Source organism: Ruegeria sp. AL2 (genome assembly GCF_056540845.1).
Map to the genome: position 1 here is coordinate 33,871 of NZ_JBQFXM010000015.1, position 17,331 is coordinate 51,201.

16 protein-coding genes are annotated in these 17,331 nt (G+C 57.1%); 14 read left to right on the forward strand and 2 right to left on the reverse strand.

What is annotated here, in order from left to right:
* Positions 1-43: 43 nt before the first annotated feature.
* Together hpaE and ACR0ID_RS16055 are read right to left on the reverse strand one after the other, a co-directional pair.
* Positions 44-1,552, reverse strand: coding sequence for a 5-carboxymethyl-2-hydroxymuconate semialdehyde dehydrogenase (gene hpaE, locus ACR0ID_RS16050; RefSeq protein ID WP_480606943.1), 1,509 nt, complete (start codon positions 1,550-1,552; stop codon positions 44-46).
* Between the two features lie 3 nt (positions 1,553-1,555).
* Positions 1,556-1,954: a 5-carboxymethyl-2-hydroxymuconate Delta-isomerase gene (locus tag ACR0ID_RS16055; protein ID WP_480606946.1), complete on the reverse strand. Its 399-nt coding sequence runs from the start codon at positions 1,952-1,954 to the stop codon at positions 1,556-1,558.
* 107 nt (positions 1,955-2,061) lie between these two features.
* On the opposite strand from ACR0ID_RS16055, the gene hpaR reads away from it, so the two are divergent.
* The 14 genes from hpaR (at position 2,062) to ACR0ID_RS16125 (ending at position 17,288) form a co-directional block, all read left to right on the forward strand.
* A complete protein-coding gene (gene hpaR / locus ACR0ID_RS16060) occupies positions 2,062-2,502 on the forward strand; it encodes a homoprotocatechuate degradation operon regulator HpaR (RefSeq protein WP_480521553.1) in 441 nt (146 codons plus the stop codon).
* Positions 2,503-2,886: 384 nt separating this feature from the next.
* On the forward strand, positions 2,887-3,687 hold the full coding sequence (locus ACR0ID_RS16065; RefSeq protein WP_480606949.1) for a transporter substrate-binding domain-containing protein: 801 nt from the start codon (positions 2,887-2,889) through the stop codon (positions 3,685-3,687).
* Positions 3,688-3,759: 72 nt separating this feature from the next.
* Positions 3,760-4,422, forward strand: a complete 663-nt coding sequence (locus ACR0ID_RS16070; protein ID WP_480606952.1) for an amino acid ABC transporter permease — start codon at positions 3,760-3,762, stop codon at positions 4,420-4,422.
* A gap of 11 nt (positions 4,423-4,433) precedes the next feature.
* Positions 4,434-5,096: an amino acid ABC transporter permease gene (locus ACR0ID_RS16075; protein ID WP_480606955.1), complete on the forward strand. Its 663-nt coding sequence runs from the start codon at positions 4,434-4,436 to the stop codon at positions 5,094-5,096.
* Positions 5,093-5,815, forward strand: coding sequence for an amino acid ABC transporter ATP-binding protein (locus tag ACR0ID_RS16080; RefSeq protein ID WP_480606957.1), 723 nt, complete (start codon positions 5,093-5,095; stop codon positions 5,813-5,815). Before ACR0ID_RS16075 ends, ACR0ID_RS16080 begins: the two co-directional genes overlap by 4 nt.
* Positions 5,816-5,852: 37 nt before the next feature.
* Complete coding sequence (locus ACR0ID_RS16085) at positions 5,853-6,812, forward strand: dihydrodipicolinate synthase family protein (RefSeq protein ID WP_480555183.1); 960 nt, start codon at positions 5,853-5,855, stop codon at positions 6,810-6,812.
* Positions 6,803-7,735 (forward strand): 4-hydroxyproline epimerase, encoded by a 933-nt coding sequence (locus ACR0ID_RS16090; protein ID WP_480606960.1) that lies wholly within the window; start codon positions 6,803-6,805, stop codon positions 7,733-7,735. The genes ACR0ID_RS16085 and ACR0ID_RS16090 overlap by 10 nt, the downstream gene beginning before the upstream one ends.
* A 66-nt stretch (positions 7,736-7,801) precedes the next feature.
* Positions 7,802-9,052, forward strand: coding sequence for an NAD(P)/FAD-dependent oxidoreductase (locus ACR0ID_RS16095; RefSeq protein ID WP_480606962.1), 1,251 nt, complete (start codon positions 7,802-7,804; stop codon positions 9,050-9,052).
* Between the two features lie 15 nt (positions 9,053-9,067).
* Complete coding sequence (locus ACR0ID_RS16100) at positions 9,068-10,168, forward strand: cis-3-hydroxy-L-proline dehydratase (protein WP_480606965.1); 1,101 nt, start codon at positions 9,068-9,070, stop codon at positions 10,166-10,168.
* A gap of 8 nt (positions 10,169-10,176) precedes the next feature.
* Entirely contained in the window at positions 10,177-11,202 is a 1,026-nt protein-coding gene (locus ACR0ID_RS16105; protein ID WP_480555189.1) for a trans-3-hydroxy-L-proline dehydratase, read from the forward strand.
* Between the two features lie 227 nt (positions 11,203-11,429).
* Positions 11,430-12,110 (forward strand): GntR family transcriptional regulator, encoded by a 681-nt coding sequence (locus ACR0ID_RS16110; RefSeq protein ID WP_480478132.1) that lies wholly within the window; start codon positions 11,430-11,432, stop codon positions 12,108-12,110.
* Positions 12,111-12,181: 71 nt separating this feature from the next.
* Positions 12,182-13,696: an aldehyde dehydrogenase (NADP(+)) gene (locus tag ACR0ID_RS16115; protein ID WP_480606968.1), complete on the forward strand. Its 1,515-nt coding sequence runs from the start codon at positions 12,182-12,184 to the stop codon at positions 13,694-13,696.
* Between the two features lie 397 nt (positions 13,697-14,093).
* The gene (locus tag ACR0ID_RS16120) at positions 14,094-15,023 is read left to right on the forward strand and encodes a FecR family protein (RefSeq protein ID WP_480606971.1); all 930 of its coding nucleotides are present in this window, start codon (positions 14,094-14,096) and stop codon (positions 15,021-15,023) included.
* 45 nt (positions 15,024-15,068) lie between these two features.
* On the forward strand, positions 15,069-17,288 hold the full coding sequence (locus ACR0ID_RS16125) for a CHASE2 domain-containing protein (RefSeq protein WP_480606974.1): 2,220 nt from the start codon (positions 15,069-15,071) through the stop codon (positions 17,286-17,288).
* Positions 17,289-17,331: the final 43 nt, after the last annotated feature.

Below are 17,331 nucleotides of genomic sequence, written 5' to 3' on the forward strand. Positions count from 1 at the left end.
CTCGTGTTTACCGACGTTTGTGTACCAGAGCCATTGCCCGAGTTCACTTCCCCAGCTGCATGATATTGTGTTTTCCTGTTGCGAAGCCGACGTGTTTTTGTTCCATGTAGAACTCGAAGCTCCAGTCGCCGCCGTCGCGGCCGATACCGGATGCCTTGACGCCGCCGAACGGTGTTGGCAGGTGGCGGACGTTTTCCGAGTTCACCCAGATCATCCCGGCTTCAAGCTTGTCGGTGAACCGCAAGGCGCGGGTCAGGTCATTGGTCCAGACATAGCCGGTCAGACCGTATGGTGTGTCGTTGGCGATCTGCAGCGCCTCGTCCTCGGTCGAGAACGGGATCGAGGTCAGAACCGGGCCGAATATCTCTTCGCGCGCGATACGCATCTGGTTATTGGCATCGGTAAACAGGGTTGGGCGAATGAAATACCCTGTGTCGCCGACCTTGGCACCTCCGGCGGCGACAGTCGCACCGTCTTCTTTGGCGATGTCAAAATAGGAAGTCACCTTGTTATAATGCTCCTCGGTCACCAGTGGCCCGATCTCGGTCGCAGGATCCAGCGGATGGCCGACCTTGATGGTGTTGACCCGTTCGATCAGCCTGGCCTCGAACGCGTCCTTGATGGTGTCCTGCACCAGCAGGCGCGAGGATGACGTGCAGCGCTCGCCATTGATCGAGTAGATCATGAAGATCACCGCATCCAGCGCCCGGTCGAGATCGGCGTCGTCGAACACGACAACCGGGTTCTTGCCGCCCAGCTCCAGATGCATCCGCTTGAGCGTATCGGCACCTTGTTTGGTGATGCTGCTGCCGGTGCGGCTTTCACCGACAAAGGCAATCGCCTTGATCGACGGATGTTCCGTCAACGCTTTACCCGCATCGGGGCCGAACCCGTTCACGGTGTTCAGCACCCCCTTGGGCAGCCCGGCCTCTTCGGCGATCTCCACCAGCATGCGAGCGGACAGCGGAGAATCTTCGGCCGGTTTGTGAACCACGGTGCACCCGGCGGCCAAAGCAGGCGCGATCTTCCATGTCGACAGCATGAACGGCGTGTTCCACGGCGTGATCACCCCCACCGGACCAATCGGAACGCGCGTGGTGATGTTCATCAGGGTCTGCGACTTAAGATGCTGACCGTCCCGCGCCTGTATCACCTGATCCGCGAAATACCGGAAGTTCTCGGCCCCCCGCAGCGCGGCCTTGGACATAAAGCGCAGGGTCTGGCCTGTGTCCCAGCATTCACACAGCGCAATTTCCTCGGCACGGGCCTCGATCGCATCGGCAACGTTCAGCAAGATGCGGCGCCGCTCGGTGGCAGGCATGTCGCGCCAATCGGCAAATGCGACATGAGCGGCATTGGCGGCAGCGTCGATATCATCGGCAGTGCCATGGGCGACATCGCAGATCACCGACCTGTCAACCGGAGATGTGGATTGGAACACCCCTGCGGAACCGTCGCGATCTTCGCCCGCGATCCGGTTCTTGATGCCGGTCTCCTTAAACCGCGCCAGAAAGCCCGCCAGCTTCTCGATGTTCGTATCCAGTGCGCTCATGGATCAGGTCTCCTGGTTGGTCGCGCCCAAATGGTCCCGGATCGTGCCGGTCTTGGGCGAAAGGTCTGGGTCAATGTCACGCATCTCAAGCGAGAGCGCGATGGAATGTCCGGCGAAGGCGGGGGACAGATAGGCCACAACCGCCTCAAAAATGCGCTGCGTGGCGTCCCGTTTGACATCCGCAGCCCGGCCAGCGCGCAGGCGGATCGAGATATCGATAAACCCATGCGCCGGATTGCCGTCCGCGATGGCATAGTGATCGACCCGCGTGGCCCGGACACGAATACCGGGCAGGGGGAATGTCTTGATCCCGGCAGCCGTGGCCCGGATGCATTCGCACAAGCCACTCATATCGATCCTGTCTTCCAGATTGCCGGAATATTCGACGTGAAAATGTGGCATGTGCTCCCCTCAAATGGTAAACATGTTTAGTAAATTGGAACCCCCACTGTCTAGAACTTGCTTTGTTAATCTTTGCATCTTTTGACTCCGCGAATTACAAGACTGCCATGAGTGAACAAAGCCACACCAAAAACACCTCGCGCGCCCTACCGATTGCCTTGCTGCGCGCACGCGAAACCGTCATGGCCCCCATCCGGGACATGCTGCAGGGGATACAACTGACCGAGCAGAAATGGCGCATCCTGCGCGTGCTGGACGAGCTGGGTGAAGTGGAGCAAAGCTCAATCGCCAAAGAGGCCTGCCTGTTGTTGCCAAGCCTCACCCGCATCCTGCGCACGATGGAAGCCGAAGGCCAAATATCACGCCGCCAGGACAGCCATGACAAACGACGCACAATGGTGAAGATCACAAACGAAGGACGAAACATCCTCGCCGAAAACCTCGGAACCTCTCTGCAGATCTACCAAAGTATCGAAAAACAAATGGGACAAGAAAAACTCAATCAACTCCTCGACCTGCTCGAAGAACTCCAAGCCGTCAAAGTCTGACCGAACGCACATTTGGTCGCGCGGGCCAGCATTGCCGGTTTTCTTTAAGAGACGCAGGTTGGAGTTGCCTAGGCGTCACACACTCCCATCACAAAACGTTTTCCGTCTCAAGCTGAAAGCACCCCGGCTTCTGAGCACAATGCACCTTCACGTTTGACGACGGACCACTTTCGGCCAAAACCTCCAACTCAGTAATACCTGGTGCCAATTCCATTTGGCCACCGTCGAATGACGGCCTTCCACGCGGGCCAAGTCAGTCATTTCAATCGCACCCAAGAGCCATGACACCCTTTGAAAGCAGGCTTTCCCCGCTCAACAAAATACTGGATGTTGGATACAATATCCTCTATAGCTGCGCGTATCGATTGATTCAGGGAGGATCACATGCTCAAGAAACTCGCCGCACTGGCGGCCCTCACCACCATCACCACGGTTCCTGCGATGGCGGACACGCTGGACGATGTCGTAGATCGCGGGACATTGCGCTGCGGTGTTGTGTTGGATTTTCCGCCAATTGGGTATCGCGACGCGAATAACGAACCGGCAGGCTTTGATGTCGAATACTGCAATGATCTGGCCGCCGCTCTTGAAGTTGAGGCCGAAATCCTGCCGCTGACCTGGGCGGAACGCCTGCCAGTGATCGTCACCGGACGCGCAGACGTTGTGTTCGGAGCAACCTCGGACAGCCTTGAACGGGCGCGGACGGTGGGCTTTACCATTCCTTACGCCATCTATTATGCGCAGGGTGTGGTGAATGCCGAAAGTGGCATTGAAACCTTCGAGGATATCCGTGGCAAGCGCGTGGCTGCCGCGATCGGCACCGTGCCCGAGCAGGAATGGCTGAAGATAGCCGCCGGATGGGGTGAAGAAGGCAATTATCAGGGCTATCAATCCGAGAATGAAGTGTTCCTGGCGGTGGCTCAGGGCAAGGCCGATATCGGCATTACCACAAACACTGCCGTGCTGCCGATTACCCAGCAATATGAAACTGTTGTTGCCGGTCCTCGCATGCCATGGACCACCGACTACACTTCGGTTGTAGGCAAGCGCGAAGATGTCACCTGGCTGAACTTCCTGAACCTGTTCGTGACCCACCAGGTGCGTTCGGGCCGCTATCAGGAGCATTGGGGTAAATATGTCGGCGGCGAAGCGCCTGAGCTGCGCATTCCCGGCGTAATGTACTGACCCTTTCCTACTCCATGCTTTCGTCCGGCTATGGCCGGGCGAAAGGACCGGTAGATTGCGTGAGGAACACCCGTGTTCGACTATAACTTCCATTGGCGGCCGGTGATGAAAAGCCTGCCGGACCTGCTTGAGGCATCGCTGCTGACGATACAGGTTGCTGTGCTGGCAATGGTCCTTGGCATCATCATCGGGCTTTGTCTGGCGCTGACGCGGCTGCACCTGAAAGGTCCGCTTTACTGGTTCGCCTCAGCCTGGGTCGAACTGGCGCGCAATACTCCGGCACTGTTCCAGCTGTTCTTTTTCGGCTTCGGGCTTGGTGCCTTTGGCCTGCATCTGTCGCCGTACTTCATCGTGCTGGCCGGACTGACATTCAATTGCGCCGGTTATCTGGCTGAAAACTTCCGTGGCGGCTTTCAGGCCGTCCCCGAGACACAGTTACGTGCGTCGCGATCGCTGGGCATGAACGCGTGGCAGGCTTACACACGCGTCGTGATCCCGCAGGTGTTTCGCATTGTCTATCATCCGATCACGAACCAGATGGTCTGGGCTGTTTTGATGTCGTCACTGGGTATGCTGGTCGGCTTCCGGGAACTGTCGGGCGAGACGCAGTTCTTTGCCTCGCGCACTTTCCGAATCTTTGAATATTTCGCCGTCACCGCGGTCATCTACTACGTGATCGTCAAAATCATCCTTTTTGCCTCGCGCCTGCTGGCGTCCCGGCTTTTCCGCTACTGAAGGAGGCACAGATGCAACCCACTGTCAGCTTTTTCAGCGGCTTCAACATCAACGATCTGTGGTTTCTGGGCGAAGCCGCGCTGCGAACGCTCTGGATCTCAATGCTTTCGATTTCCATTGGAACGGTTTTTGGCGTGGTGTGCGGTTGGCTTCTGTACGAGGGCAAACTGGCAGCGACCCTGACGTTGGCTCCGGTTTTGGATATCTTCCGTTCGGTCCCTCTGATCATCCAACTGGTGCTGTTTTACAACTTTGCACCTATTGTCGGACTCAATCTGGACCCGTTCGCCTCGGGCGTGGTGATCCTATCCATCTACACAGCAGCACTGGTTGCGAATGTGGCGCGCGGCGGGATTGAGGCCGTCGGCGATCCGATGCGCCGCGCGGCGCGCAGTCTGGGCATGACCTATTGGCAGGATCTGCGCTATGTCGTCTTCCCGATCGGTGGGCGCGCGGTGTTCCCGGCATGGGTCGGGGTCGCGTTGGGTGTGATGAAAGACAGCGCACTGGTCTCAGTTCTGGGCTATGTCGAGCTGCTCAAGGCCAGCCTGATCCTGATCACCCGCACGCAGGAACCGTTCCTGATCCTGACAATCGCTGGCGCGTTCTATTTCGCGCTCAGCTATCCGATTTCGCGGTATTCCGCGTCACTAGAAAAAAGGTGGGCCCAATGATCGAAATTCGCGACCTGCACAAATATTTCGGATCGCTGCATGTGCTGAAAGGCATCGATCTGGATGTGCAGAAAGGAGAAGTTCTGTCGGTGATCGGTGCGTCAGGCTCCGGTAAATCGACCCTTCTCTATTGCATCAACGGGCTGGAACCGATCCAGCAAGGATCGGTCAGGGTTGATGGCATTGATGTTCATGCAAAAGGCACCGATATCAACAAGCTGCGCACAAAGCTGGGGATGGTGTTCCAGCAATGGAACAGCTTTCCGCACCTGACAGCACTGGAAAACGTTGCGTTGGCCCCGAAGATTGTCAAAGGCAAGTCGACGGACGAGGCGCGTGACATTGCCGCAAAGCAGTTGACCCATGTAGGGTTGGGCGAGAAGCTGAACGTCTTTCCCTCGGCCTTATCGGGCGGTCAGCAGCAGCGACTTGCCATTGCCCGCGCGCTGGCGATGGAGCCGGAATACATGCTGTTTGACGAAGCAACCTCGGCGCTGGATCCTGAACTGGTGGGCGAGGTTCTCGACACGATGCGGTTATTGGCCGAAGAAGGGATGACGATGATTTGTGTCACGCATGAGATGGGTTTCGCTCGTGATGTATCAGACCGGGTTGCTTTTTTTCATCAGGGCGTGATGGAAGAGATCGGTCCGCCCGCGCAGATTTTTAGCGAAGCCCAATCCGAACATACCCGCAAATTCCTGTCGAATGTGCGATAAAAGCCCCCACCCCAATACAATTAGGAAGGTTACCTTCATGTCCCAGAATATCTTCACCGGCACCATGCCAGCCCTAATGACCCCCTGCAAACCGGACCGGACACCGGATTTCGACGCGCTGGTGAAAAAGGGCAAGGAAATGATCGAAGCAGGCATGTCCGCCGTGGTCTATTGCGGCTCGATGGGCGATTGGCCTCTCTTGTCGGATGCCGAACGGATGGAAGGTGTCGAACGTCTGATCGCAGCCGGACTGCCCGTTGTCGTCGGCACCGGTGCGATAAATTCGAAATCCGCCGTAGCGCTTGCCGCACATGCGCAAAAAGTTGGTGCGGCAGGGCTTATGGTGATCCCGCGTGTATTGTCGCGTGGATCGTCCATCGCGGCGCAGCGCAACCATTTCAAAGCGATCCTGTCGGCTGCATCTGATATTCCGGCAATCATCTATAACAGCCCGGTTTACGGCTTTGCGACGCGCGCCGATCTGTTCCTGGAACTGCGCGCAGATCATCCCAACCTGGTTGGGTTCAAGGAATTCGGTGGCAAAAGCGATCTGCGCTATGCGGCAGAACACATTACCTCGAAAGATGATCAGGTCACACTGATGGTTGGCGTAGACACCGAAGTCTACCATGGCTTCGTCAATTGCGGCGCCACCGGCTCGATCACAGGGATTGGCACTGCCCTGCCAAAAGAGGCACTTCTGCTGGCGGCCCTGTGTCAGAAAGCGGCAGCCGGTCATGCCGAAGCCCGCCTTCGCGCGCGGGAACTGGAAGAAGCCTTTGGCGTGCTGGCCAGCTTTGACGAAGGCACCGATCTGGTACTGTATTACAAACACCTGCTGGTCCTGAACGGCGAAGAAGAGTACCGCTTGCACTTCAACGAAACCGACGAGTTGACGGATGCCCAGCGCAACTATTGCGAACAGCAATACGACCTGTTCCGCACTTGGTTTACTGATTGGTCCGACCAGGGCGGGGTCATTGCTGAATGCATGTGATTGACAGTCACACCGGGGGAATGCCTACGCGGGTAATCCTCGACGGTGGCCCCGATCTGGGGTCCGGCCCACTGGCCGAGCGTGCACGACGCTTGGCCACCGAGCATGAGGTGTTCTACAAATCCATCTTACTGGAACCGCGCGGACAGCCCGGAATGGTGGGCGCGCTTCTGGTCGCGCCCGAAGATTCAAGATGCGAGACCGGCGTGATCTATTTCGATGCGGATGCCGTTCTGGGCATGTGCGGGCATGGCACCATCGGTTTGGGTGTCACTCTGGCCCATATGGGTCGGATCCGGCCGGGCACGCACCGGGTGGAAACCCCGGTCGGGGTCATCTCGGTGGAGTTGCTGGACGCCAATACCGTGCGCGTCACAAATGTCGAGAGCCGCCGCGTGCGGGCAGCTGTGCAAATTGAGGTCGGCAGCCATGGGTCGATAACCGGCGATCTTGCCTATGGCGGAAATTGGTTCTTCATTGTTGATCCCAGCCCGATCCCGGTGAATCCGGGAAATATTCGTGCGTTGACAGATCTGACCATCGCCATACGTGAAGCCTGCATCGCACAGGGCGTGTGTGGTGAGAACGGGGAACTGGTTGACCACGTGATCCTACAGGATCAATCCCCCAACAAGAATGTTCACAGCCGAAACTTTGTATTGTGCCCTGACAATCAATATGACCGGTCGCCCTGCGGTACGGGCAGTTCGGCGCGCCTCGCCTGTCTGGCGGAAAACGGGGCGCTGGCCGCCGGGGAAGAGATTGTGCAGGAAAGCGTGATCGGCAGCCCCTATGTGCTGAGCTACCAACCCGGCCCGAACGGGGGCGTCATTCCCACCCTGACCGGGCAGGCGCATATCATGTCGGAAGGCAGGTTGGTTTTCGCGCCGAATGATCCGTTCCGTGATGGTATCGCGCTTTGAAATCAAGTCCGGGGACAGACACTGTCGGGTCCCCGACCCCGCACCACGATTTGAGAACCTGTAACCATGCAGCATGACACCAAAACGGACATAGTTGTGATCGGTGCTGGCATCATTGGCATCAGCGCAGCGCTGGAATTGCAAAAGCGTGGAAGGCAGGTGCTGGTGCTGGACCGTGAAGGCGTTGCAGCCGGAGCGTCAAAGGGCAATGCCGGGGCCTTTGCCTTTACAGATATCGTGCCGCTTGCAACCCCAGGGATCATGCGCAAAGCACCAAAATGGCTTCTTGATCCGCTGGGGCCTTTGTCGATCCCGCCCGCTTATGCGCTGAGTATTGCACCGTGGATGCTCCGGTTCTGGCGGGCCAGTTGGCGGGATCGTTATGCTGCCTCACTGTCCGCACAGGCCGCGCTGATGAACCAAAGCCGCTCCGCGCTGGAGCGCCAGATCGCATATGTAGACGGCGAGGCGCTGATGCAGCGCCAAGGCCAATTGCAGTTGTTCGAGAGTGAGAGAGATTTCCGTGCCAGCCTGCCCACCTGGGACCTGCGCAAGGACCATGGCATCCCGTTTGTTCTTTTGGACAGTCCGGATGCAATTGCCGAGATTCAACCCGGACTGAACCGGCGTTTCGCCCATGCGGGTTTTACCCCGACATGGATGAATACCGTCGACCCGGCCCGCTGGACGGACCATCTGGCGGAACAGTTCATCGCGCGCGGTGGGCAGGTTAAGATCGCAGGGATCACGGCACTGATACCAACCGATGACGGCGTGCGTCTCGTCACCGTCAACGGTGACATTTCGGCAGGTCAGGTGATTGTCGCCGCCGGAGCCTGGTCACACCAACTGGCCAAATCCCTAGGGGATCATATCCCGCTAGAGACCGAGCGGGGTTATAACACGACCCTGCCCGAAGGCGCTTTTGACCTGCGCACGCATCTGACCTTTGGGGGGCATGGGTTTGTGGTGACCCGGATCAACGGCGGTGTGCGCATCGGTGGCGCGGTCGAACTGGGTGGATTGAAGCTGGCCCCAAATTACCGGCGCGCTGACACGTTGCTGGCCAAGGCCGGGCGCTTCATGCCAGACCTTAACCTAGAGGGCGGCACGCAATGGATGGGCTTTCGCCCGTCACTGCCCGACAGCCTGCCAGTGATTGACCGATCTTCGCGCGCACCAAAGGTGCTTTATGCCTTTGGCCATGGTCATCTGGGGCTGACCCAATCCGCAGGCACGGCCGAACTGGTGGCCGATCTGGTCACTGACGCCAAGCCGGTGCTCGATATGTCACCTTTCGCATCCACACGCTTCTAATCTGGAGAACACCTTATGAAAATCAGCGGGCTGAACGTATATCAGGTGAATCTGCCGCTGAAAGAAGGCCGCTATAGCTGGTCCAACGGCAATTTTGTCGAAGTGTTTGACAGCACCGTTTTGGAAATCATCACGGATGAGGGGTTGAAAGGCTATGCCGAATGCTGCCCGCTTGGCTCGGCCTATCTGCCGTCTTTCGCGCTCGGCGTCCGGGCCGGGCTGGCAGAGCTGGCCCCGCATTTGATCGGGCAGGACCCATTGAATATCGGTCAGATCAACCGCACGATGGATGCGGCCTTGCGGGGTCATCCTTATGCCAAGGCCCCGGTGGATATTGCCTGCTGGGATCTGCTGGGCAAGGCCACGGAACAGCCGCTTTACACCTTGCTGGGTGGCGCGGCGCAGGACGATGTGGTGCTTTATCGCGCGATCAGTCAGGAAGCACCCGAGATCATGGCCAAAAAGATCGAAGGCTATGCCGCCGAAGGCTACACCAAGTTTCAGCTCAAGGTGGGTGGCGAGGCCAATGACGATATTGACCGTATCCACGCCACCCGCGCCGTTCTGAAAAAGACGGACCTGCTGGTAGCGGACGCCAATACCGGCTGGACCCGGCACGAGGCCGCCCGCGTGGTGGGAGCAATTTCGGGTCTGGATGTTTATGTGGAACAGCCTTGCCTGACCTATGAGGAATGCGTGTCGATCCGCCGCCGCACCGCATTGCCTTTCGTGATGGACGAGGTGATCGACACCCCCAACACGCTGGTCCGCGGCATTGCCGAAGACGCGATGGATGTTATCAACCTCAAGATCTCGAAAGTCGGAGGGTTGACCAAAGCCCGCCTTATGCGTGACCTCTGCGTGGCGCACGGCATCCCCATGACGATCGAAGACACCTGGGGTGGCGACATTACCACTGCGGCGATTGCACATCTGGCCCGTTCAACGCCGTCCGGGTTCACATTCTCTGCCACGGACTTCAATTCCTACGGCACGGTGGACATTGCCGAGGGTGCGCCAAAGCGTGTCAACGGCCGGATGACCGCACCCGCCCGTCCGGGTCTGGGCGTTACACCGATTTTCGACGCTCTGGGCGAGCCTGTCGCACAATATTGAGAGATCCGATGCGGAGCAGCAAAACCGTTCATGTCATTTCAGCCCATGCAGAAGGCGAAGTAGGGGATGTTATCGTTGGGGGCGTCGCCCCGCCACCGGGCGATACCTTGTGGGAACAGCGCAGCTTTGTCGCGGGCGACCAGACGCTGCGCAACTTCGTTCTGAACGAACCTCGGGGCGGTGTTTTCCGTCATGTCAATCTTCTGGTGCCCCCGAAACACCCCAAGGCCGACGCGGCCTTTATCATTATGGAGCCCGAAGACACACCACCCATGTCCGGTTCGAACTCGATCTGTGTTTCAACAGTATTGCTGGATGGCGGGATCATTCCGATGCAGGAACCCGAAACTCATATGGTGCTTGAGGCCCCGGGCGGGCTGGTTCGTGTACGGGCGGAATGCAGCGGTGGAAAAGCGCAACGCATTTTCGTGCAGAACCTGCCCAGCTTTGCCGACAAACTGTCCGTCCCGCTTGAGGTACCCGGATTGGATACGATCATGGTTGATACCGCCTATGGGGGTGACAGTTTTGTCGTGGTCGATGCACAGGCATTGGGATTCGAGATTGTCGAACACGAGGCCCGTGACATCGCCCGATTGGGGGTGAAGATCACCAATGCAGCCAATGAACAGCTTGGGTTTTCGCATCCTGAAAACCCGGATTGGGACCACATTTCATTCTGTGCTTTCTGCGGCCCGATCAGCCAGACCGAGACCGGATTAACTGGCAAATCTGCCGTCGCAATCCAACCGGGCAAAGTTGATAGATCGCCCACGGGTACAGCGGTTTCCGCACGCATGGCGCTGATGGCTGCAAAGGGGTTGATGTCGCCGGGTCAGACATTCGAGGCGGTCTCGATCATCGGATCACGGTTCACTGGCAGGATCGTCGATGCCACCGAGGTGGCGGGCCGTGCCGCGATTGTCCCCGAAATAAGTGGGCGCGGCTGGATCACCGGCATTCATCAACACATGCTTGACCCAGATGACCCCTGGCCTGGCGGGTATCGCTTGTCGGACACCTGGGGTGTCTGACTAAACAGTGCATTGACCGTGCCCGCTTTCAGGGAAAGGCGGTCACAGAAGGTTCCATTCGCACTTGGTCTTACCTCGCTGTCTCAGCAGGGTTGAAACAACATGGATATTGGATGCATTATTAAACGGAGTGTCCTTAATCAGCTTTCTAAGTGGTCGCGTCGCGGCTCAACTTGGAATAACCGCCGGTAACCGGTAGCTGTACCCAAACAAGTGGCAGGAAAATTATGGCAGGAAAGCGCGCAATAACCAAGCAAAGCCTACCAGATGTCATCGCGAACGATCTTCGTGAGCGGATACTGAATGGTGAACTTGCCGAAGGTGAAGCTATTCGCCAGGAAGCTCTGGCCGAGGAATATGACGTATCGCGGATGCCCATCCGCGAGGCCCTGAAGCGTCTGAACGCTGAAGGCCTGATTCAATGGGCCAATAATCGGGGCGGATCAGTCACCAAGCACTCCCTGAATGAAATCGGAGAGATATTCGACCTTCGAATGCTTATTGAAGTCGATCTTTTCCGCAGAGCCATTCCGCAGATGACATCTGCCGACTTTGCGCGATGCAACGACATATTGACACAGATGGAAGCGTCTTATGACGAGAATGACGTCGGGAAGTGGGGGATCCTGAACTATCAATACCACTCCGCCCTTTACGCGGCATCGCAGAGGAAACTGACAAATGAATTGCTGGATCGCGTCAATCTGCAATCAGACCGCTATGTCCGAATGCATCTGAGCGTGATGAAGCAGCGGGAACCGGCGAAAAAAGAACATCGAGAGCTGTTGAAACTAGCGCAAGCAGGGAACGTCGACGAAGCCTGTGACATGCTGATGCGGCACATCCGGCGAACAAAGGAACAACTGCTGGAGATGATCGTGGCAAAACGCGCCATGGAGGAGACCTAACAGGGCGCTTGATTGCCCTCCTTAATTGGATACATTATCCATAACATTAGAATCGTAGATATGGAACATTCATGACCTGCTCCCCCCATGGTAAGCACCTCATCGCTGGAAATTGGCTTTCAGGTGACACGGTTTTTCAGTCACAGCCCGCTTTTGGATCTTCACACAGTTTTTCGGTGGGGCGTCTTCAGGATGTTGATGCAGCTGCGGAAGCTGCCGAAGAAGCGTTCTGGAGCTATGGTTTTTCGACCCGGGAAGACCGCGCGGCATTTCTGAATACCATAGCAGATGAGATCGAAGCCCGCGCCGAGGCGATTACTGCAATAGGCACGCAGGAAACCGGCCTGCCCGAGGCCCGTCTGCAAGGGGAGCGGGGTCGCACATCGGGCCAACTTCGCTTGTTTGCGACACATATTCTGAGTGGTGAGTATCTGGATCGGCGCCACGACGGCCCGTTGCCAGACCGCTCGCCGCTGCCGCGCCCGGATCTGAAAATGCTTCAGCGCCCGATTGGCCCTGTCGCCGTATTCGGTGCTTCGAATTTCCCTTTGGCCTTTTCAACCGCAGGCGGCGACACCGCAGCCGCTTTGGCTGCTGGGTGCCCCGTTGTCGTAAAAGGGCACAGCGCTCACCCGGGTACCGGTGAGATCATAGCCGAGGCCATACATGCTGCCATCGAACGCTGCAAAATTCATCCCGGTGTTTTCAGTCTGATTCAGGGGGGTGACCGGACCGTGGGTTCCGCTTTGGTACAACACCCGCTGATCAGGGCTGTCGGATTCACTGGCTCATTGGCTGGTGGACGGGCACTGTTCGATCTATGTGCCGCGCGTCCTGAGCCAATCCCGTTTTTCGGTGAACTTGGCTCGGTCAACCCGATGTTCATTCTCGATGCTGCGCTGACGAACCGGGGCGACAACATTGCTCAGAACTGGGCGGGGTCGCTGACCATGGGCGCAGGTCAGTTCTGTACCAACCCCGGGGTCGCCGTTATGCTGGCGGGTGCAGCAGCGGACCGCTTCGCTGAGACCGCGCGAACCGCCCTGTCAAAGACACCCGCGCAGACCATGCTAACCGACGGCATCGCCGACGCTTATCGAGCTGGTCAGGCAAGGATCGCCAATACAACAGGTGTGCAGGAGGTTCTGACCTCGATGCGTGGCCAACGCTCCGCGTCCCCGCACCTGTATCGCACCAATGCTGTGAACTGGCTGGCAAACGAAACCCTTGGTGAAGAGGTTTTTGGCCCGCTAGGCGTTATTGTGACCGCCGAAACGCCTGACGAAATGCAGGCCGTCGCACACAGCCTGCAAGGTCAGCTGACCTGTACACTGCATATGGATGATGCGGACATGGACACCGCGCGTTGCCTGATGCCGATCCTCGAGCGCAAGGCCGGACGTGTGCTTGCCAATGGCTTTCCCACGGGCGTCGAGGTCTGTGACAGCATGGTGCATGGCGGCCCCTACCCCGCTTCGACCAATTTCGGTGCCACCTCGGTTGGCACGTTGTCAATCCGGCGGTTCCTGAGACCCGTGTGTTACCAAAACATGCCGGACGCATTGTTGCCCGAACAATTCCTCTGACCCTTCAACAACACGCTGCAAAAGCATCACGGCTCATCGCGAGAAAAGCGATGAGCCACGTGCCCTATGCGCGAATTTGACGGATACTGCGCTTTGGCCTGTTCAGTTGCCTTGCTAAACACCTGCCAGTTAGCCCCACTTACGTCTCTCTTTTCCATTGGTGTTAGCATGTTGTTCACACCTACTGACCATGGCGGAGACCATCGCCCACATATCCGTAAGTGTTTAAGCTGGTAAACGCGGATTAAAAAACAACTTGCTACAAATACACACCATAATGCATAAATATTGCTAGCATTTTAGAGCATTTGAATAAGAATAACACATTTCTGGGGGCAAAAATCGAGCTTGGCGCGCTTCGCGTTTACTTAGACCCGTGGGGGGAAGGGGCTCTGGTTTGACTTGGTTAAAGATTGTGTTGGTTGTATTTGTTGTCGCGCTCATGCCGGCGCAGGCCCTTGCCAACATCGGAACAGTTATCAGCGCCAAGCAAGGCGCTCAGATCATTCGCGCCGGAAACACTCAGCCTGTCATTTCAGGAATGGACGTTGAATCAGGCGATACGATATCTACAGATCACAGCGGTTTGGTACAGATCGTATTTGTGGATGAAACAAAAATTGCCGTTGGCCCCAATGCGCATATGGTGTTGGACGTGACTATGCTGCGCGGCAATCGAAAGGCCAAAAGCTTTGCCGTGCAGGCCTTGGGTGGCAGCTTTCGATTCATTTCCGGCAAAAGCCGAAAAGGTGCATATTCGATCAAGACACCGACTGCGACTATGGCCGTTCGCGGAACAACTTTCGACATGTGGGTCGTATCACAAACCCAGAGTGCAATGCTTGTCCTGCACGGAACGGTTCAAATGTGCAGTGCACAGGGGTCTTGCAGGTCCACAGGCCGCGTATGCAGCATGTATGCCACCAGTGGAGGCGGGACAGTCGGGCGGCCTGCTGATCAGGAGCAGTATGATCAGGCGCTGAAATCTGGTTTCCCATTTGTTCAGTCGCAGGAAGGCCTGCTGCCTCCATTGCAGGTGAGGGTTGAGGGGTGTTCTGGCGAAGGTGCACCCGTGCAGCAGGCCAAAGTCGACAGGGCCGACATTCGCAGAACTGCGCCGCAGCCGCGCGCAATCAGCGTCGCAGCACCGCCATCGCCCCCGTCACAACCAGAGCCGGAAGTAGAACCCGAACCGGAACCGGAAGAACCTGAACCGGAACCAGAAGAGTCTGAACCGGAAGAACCGGAAGAACCTGAACCGGAACCAGAAGAGTCTGAACCGGAAGAACCGGAACAACAGGAGCCGGGAAACGAACTGGTCCAATAGCGCTTTTGACCAATTGGGCTTTGCCTCACTTTTTCGGAGAACGACGTGAGCAACGAGAAGCGCAAAACCAGGACAGGGAAATGGGCGTTCCGCCTTGTCGGATTGTGTCTGATCCTGGTGGGCTGTTTCATCAGGGTCATGGATCCCTATCCGGTGCGAATGACCCGTCTGATCTATTTCGACGTTCTGCAAAGGTCATCTCCGCGAGAGTTCAATCCCGACCTTCCCATACGGGTTGTAGATATTGACGAAGCCTCTCTGGCCAATTGGGGGCAATGGCCCTGGCCCCGGACTCTGGTGGCGCAAATGGTTCAGAATCTGGGTGAATACGGTGCTGCGGCTATCGCATTTGATATGTTGTTCGCTGAGCCTGACCGGTTTTCCCCCTCACGGCTTCTGAACGATCCGTCTCTGGAAGGGGTTCTTACAGTTGAACGGCACGCTCAAAAGCTCGATAACGATGTCTTGCTTGGGATGGAAATCGCCTATTGGCCGGTCGTTCTTGGGACTGCCGCACGAATGTCGGCGGAAGGAAACCCCATCACTGCAAAAGCAGGTATCATTGAATTCGGTGAAAATCCCGCCGCGGGTCTAATTTCAGTTCCTCATTGGACGCCAATTGCGCCTCCGTTGGACCGGACCGCGGCAGGTATTGGTGGGGTCAACGTCTCGCCCATCGGGGGAACAGGTATCATGCGCCGCGTGCCGGTTCTTTGGCGCGGGCCGGATGGGTTGTTGCCGGGTCTGTCAATTGAAGCCCTGAGAGTTGCCTTGGGCGAGACCAATATTGTGGCCGAAGGTGCACAGGATGAAACAGGCATCATGTTGGCGGTTGAGGTCGGGGGATACCGGATACCAACAACAGAAAACGGCGAGATTTGGCTGAGATACAGGCGCGATGCGCCCGAGCTGTATATTTCGGCCAACGATATCCTCAAAGGCTCGGATGATGCGGACGTTCGGGCGGAAGTTGAGGGGCGGATCATACTGATCGGAACGTCGGCCGCCGGTTTATTCGATATGCACCAGACGGCGCTTGGCGAGAGCGTTCCCGGCGTTTCAATTCACGCCCAGGTGCTGGAACAGGTCCTGACCAACGAAATGCTAAGCCGCTCGGATGTGACCGCTGCGCAGGAAATGCTTGCCTTCGCCTTTCTCGGGCTTGTCGTGATTGCCGTCATGTCCAGTTTTGGTGCGGTTGCATCTTTCATTGCAGGCGGTGTCGCCGCTGCCGCCGTTCTGATATTGAGTTGGCTGGTCTTTCAAAACCAGTCGGTTTTGTTCGACGCCACATTTCCGCTTATCGGTGGCATGGCTAATTTCGGGCTGCTGGCAGGATATCTTTTCCTGTCTACCGAACGGGAAAAGCGCAAAATCCGAAAAGTCTTTTCTCATTACGTCGCCCCGGAGATCCTTGATGAGATGGAAGCCTCGGGACATCAGCTGCAATTGGGAGGTGAGACGCAGGATATCACAGTGATGTTTTCCGACATCCGGGGTTTTACACCTTTGTCTGAGTCCGCATCTGCCACCGAGCTGGTCTCGCTGCTGAATGCGCTTTTTTCCAGTATCGGCGACCAGATACTGGCTGAACGAGGAACCATCGACAAGTTTATCGGCGACGCTGTTATGGCGTTCTGGAACGCGCCTTTACCTGTCGCTGACCACCCGTGCCGGGCTGCATTAGCCGCGCTGAAGATGCGGCGCGCTTTGGCAGAGTTCAATGCATCCGACATCATGCGAAACCGCCCCCCTATCGCGCTGGCAACGGGGCTTGCGACCGGACAGGCCTGCGTCGGCAATATCGGCTCGCAGAAACGGTTCAACTATACGGTCATCGGTGACGTCGTGAATGTCTCAGCGCGGATCGAACAATGCTGTCGAACGGTCGACTACGACATCGTCGTTTCAAACGGCGTCCATGAAATCACGCATGGGAATCTGGCCATGTTAGAGGCCGGGCATGTTGATCTGAAAGGCAAAGCCAACCCGGAATCCGTCTTTGTTTTGGTGGGCGATCAGGCCCTGTTGCAAACAGCGGCGTTCCAGGAACTCAGGGTTGCACATGCAGAGCTGATTTTGGCGATCACAAATCGACACCCTAACAGCCTGGTCAATACCTTGTGCCAACAGTGCGAAAATCTGGCTGAAGACATCGAGCCCGGCTTGCGTCAGTTCTACAGGGCGCTGTCCGGTCGTGCCGCTGACTTCCGGTCGAACCTGCCATCCGGGCAATTCATGTTCACACGCCACAATCTTGGATAACCAGTCATGTTTTCCAGCGGTTGCACTCTTTGGGTCACGCTCA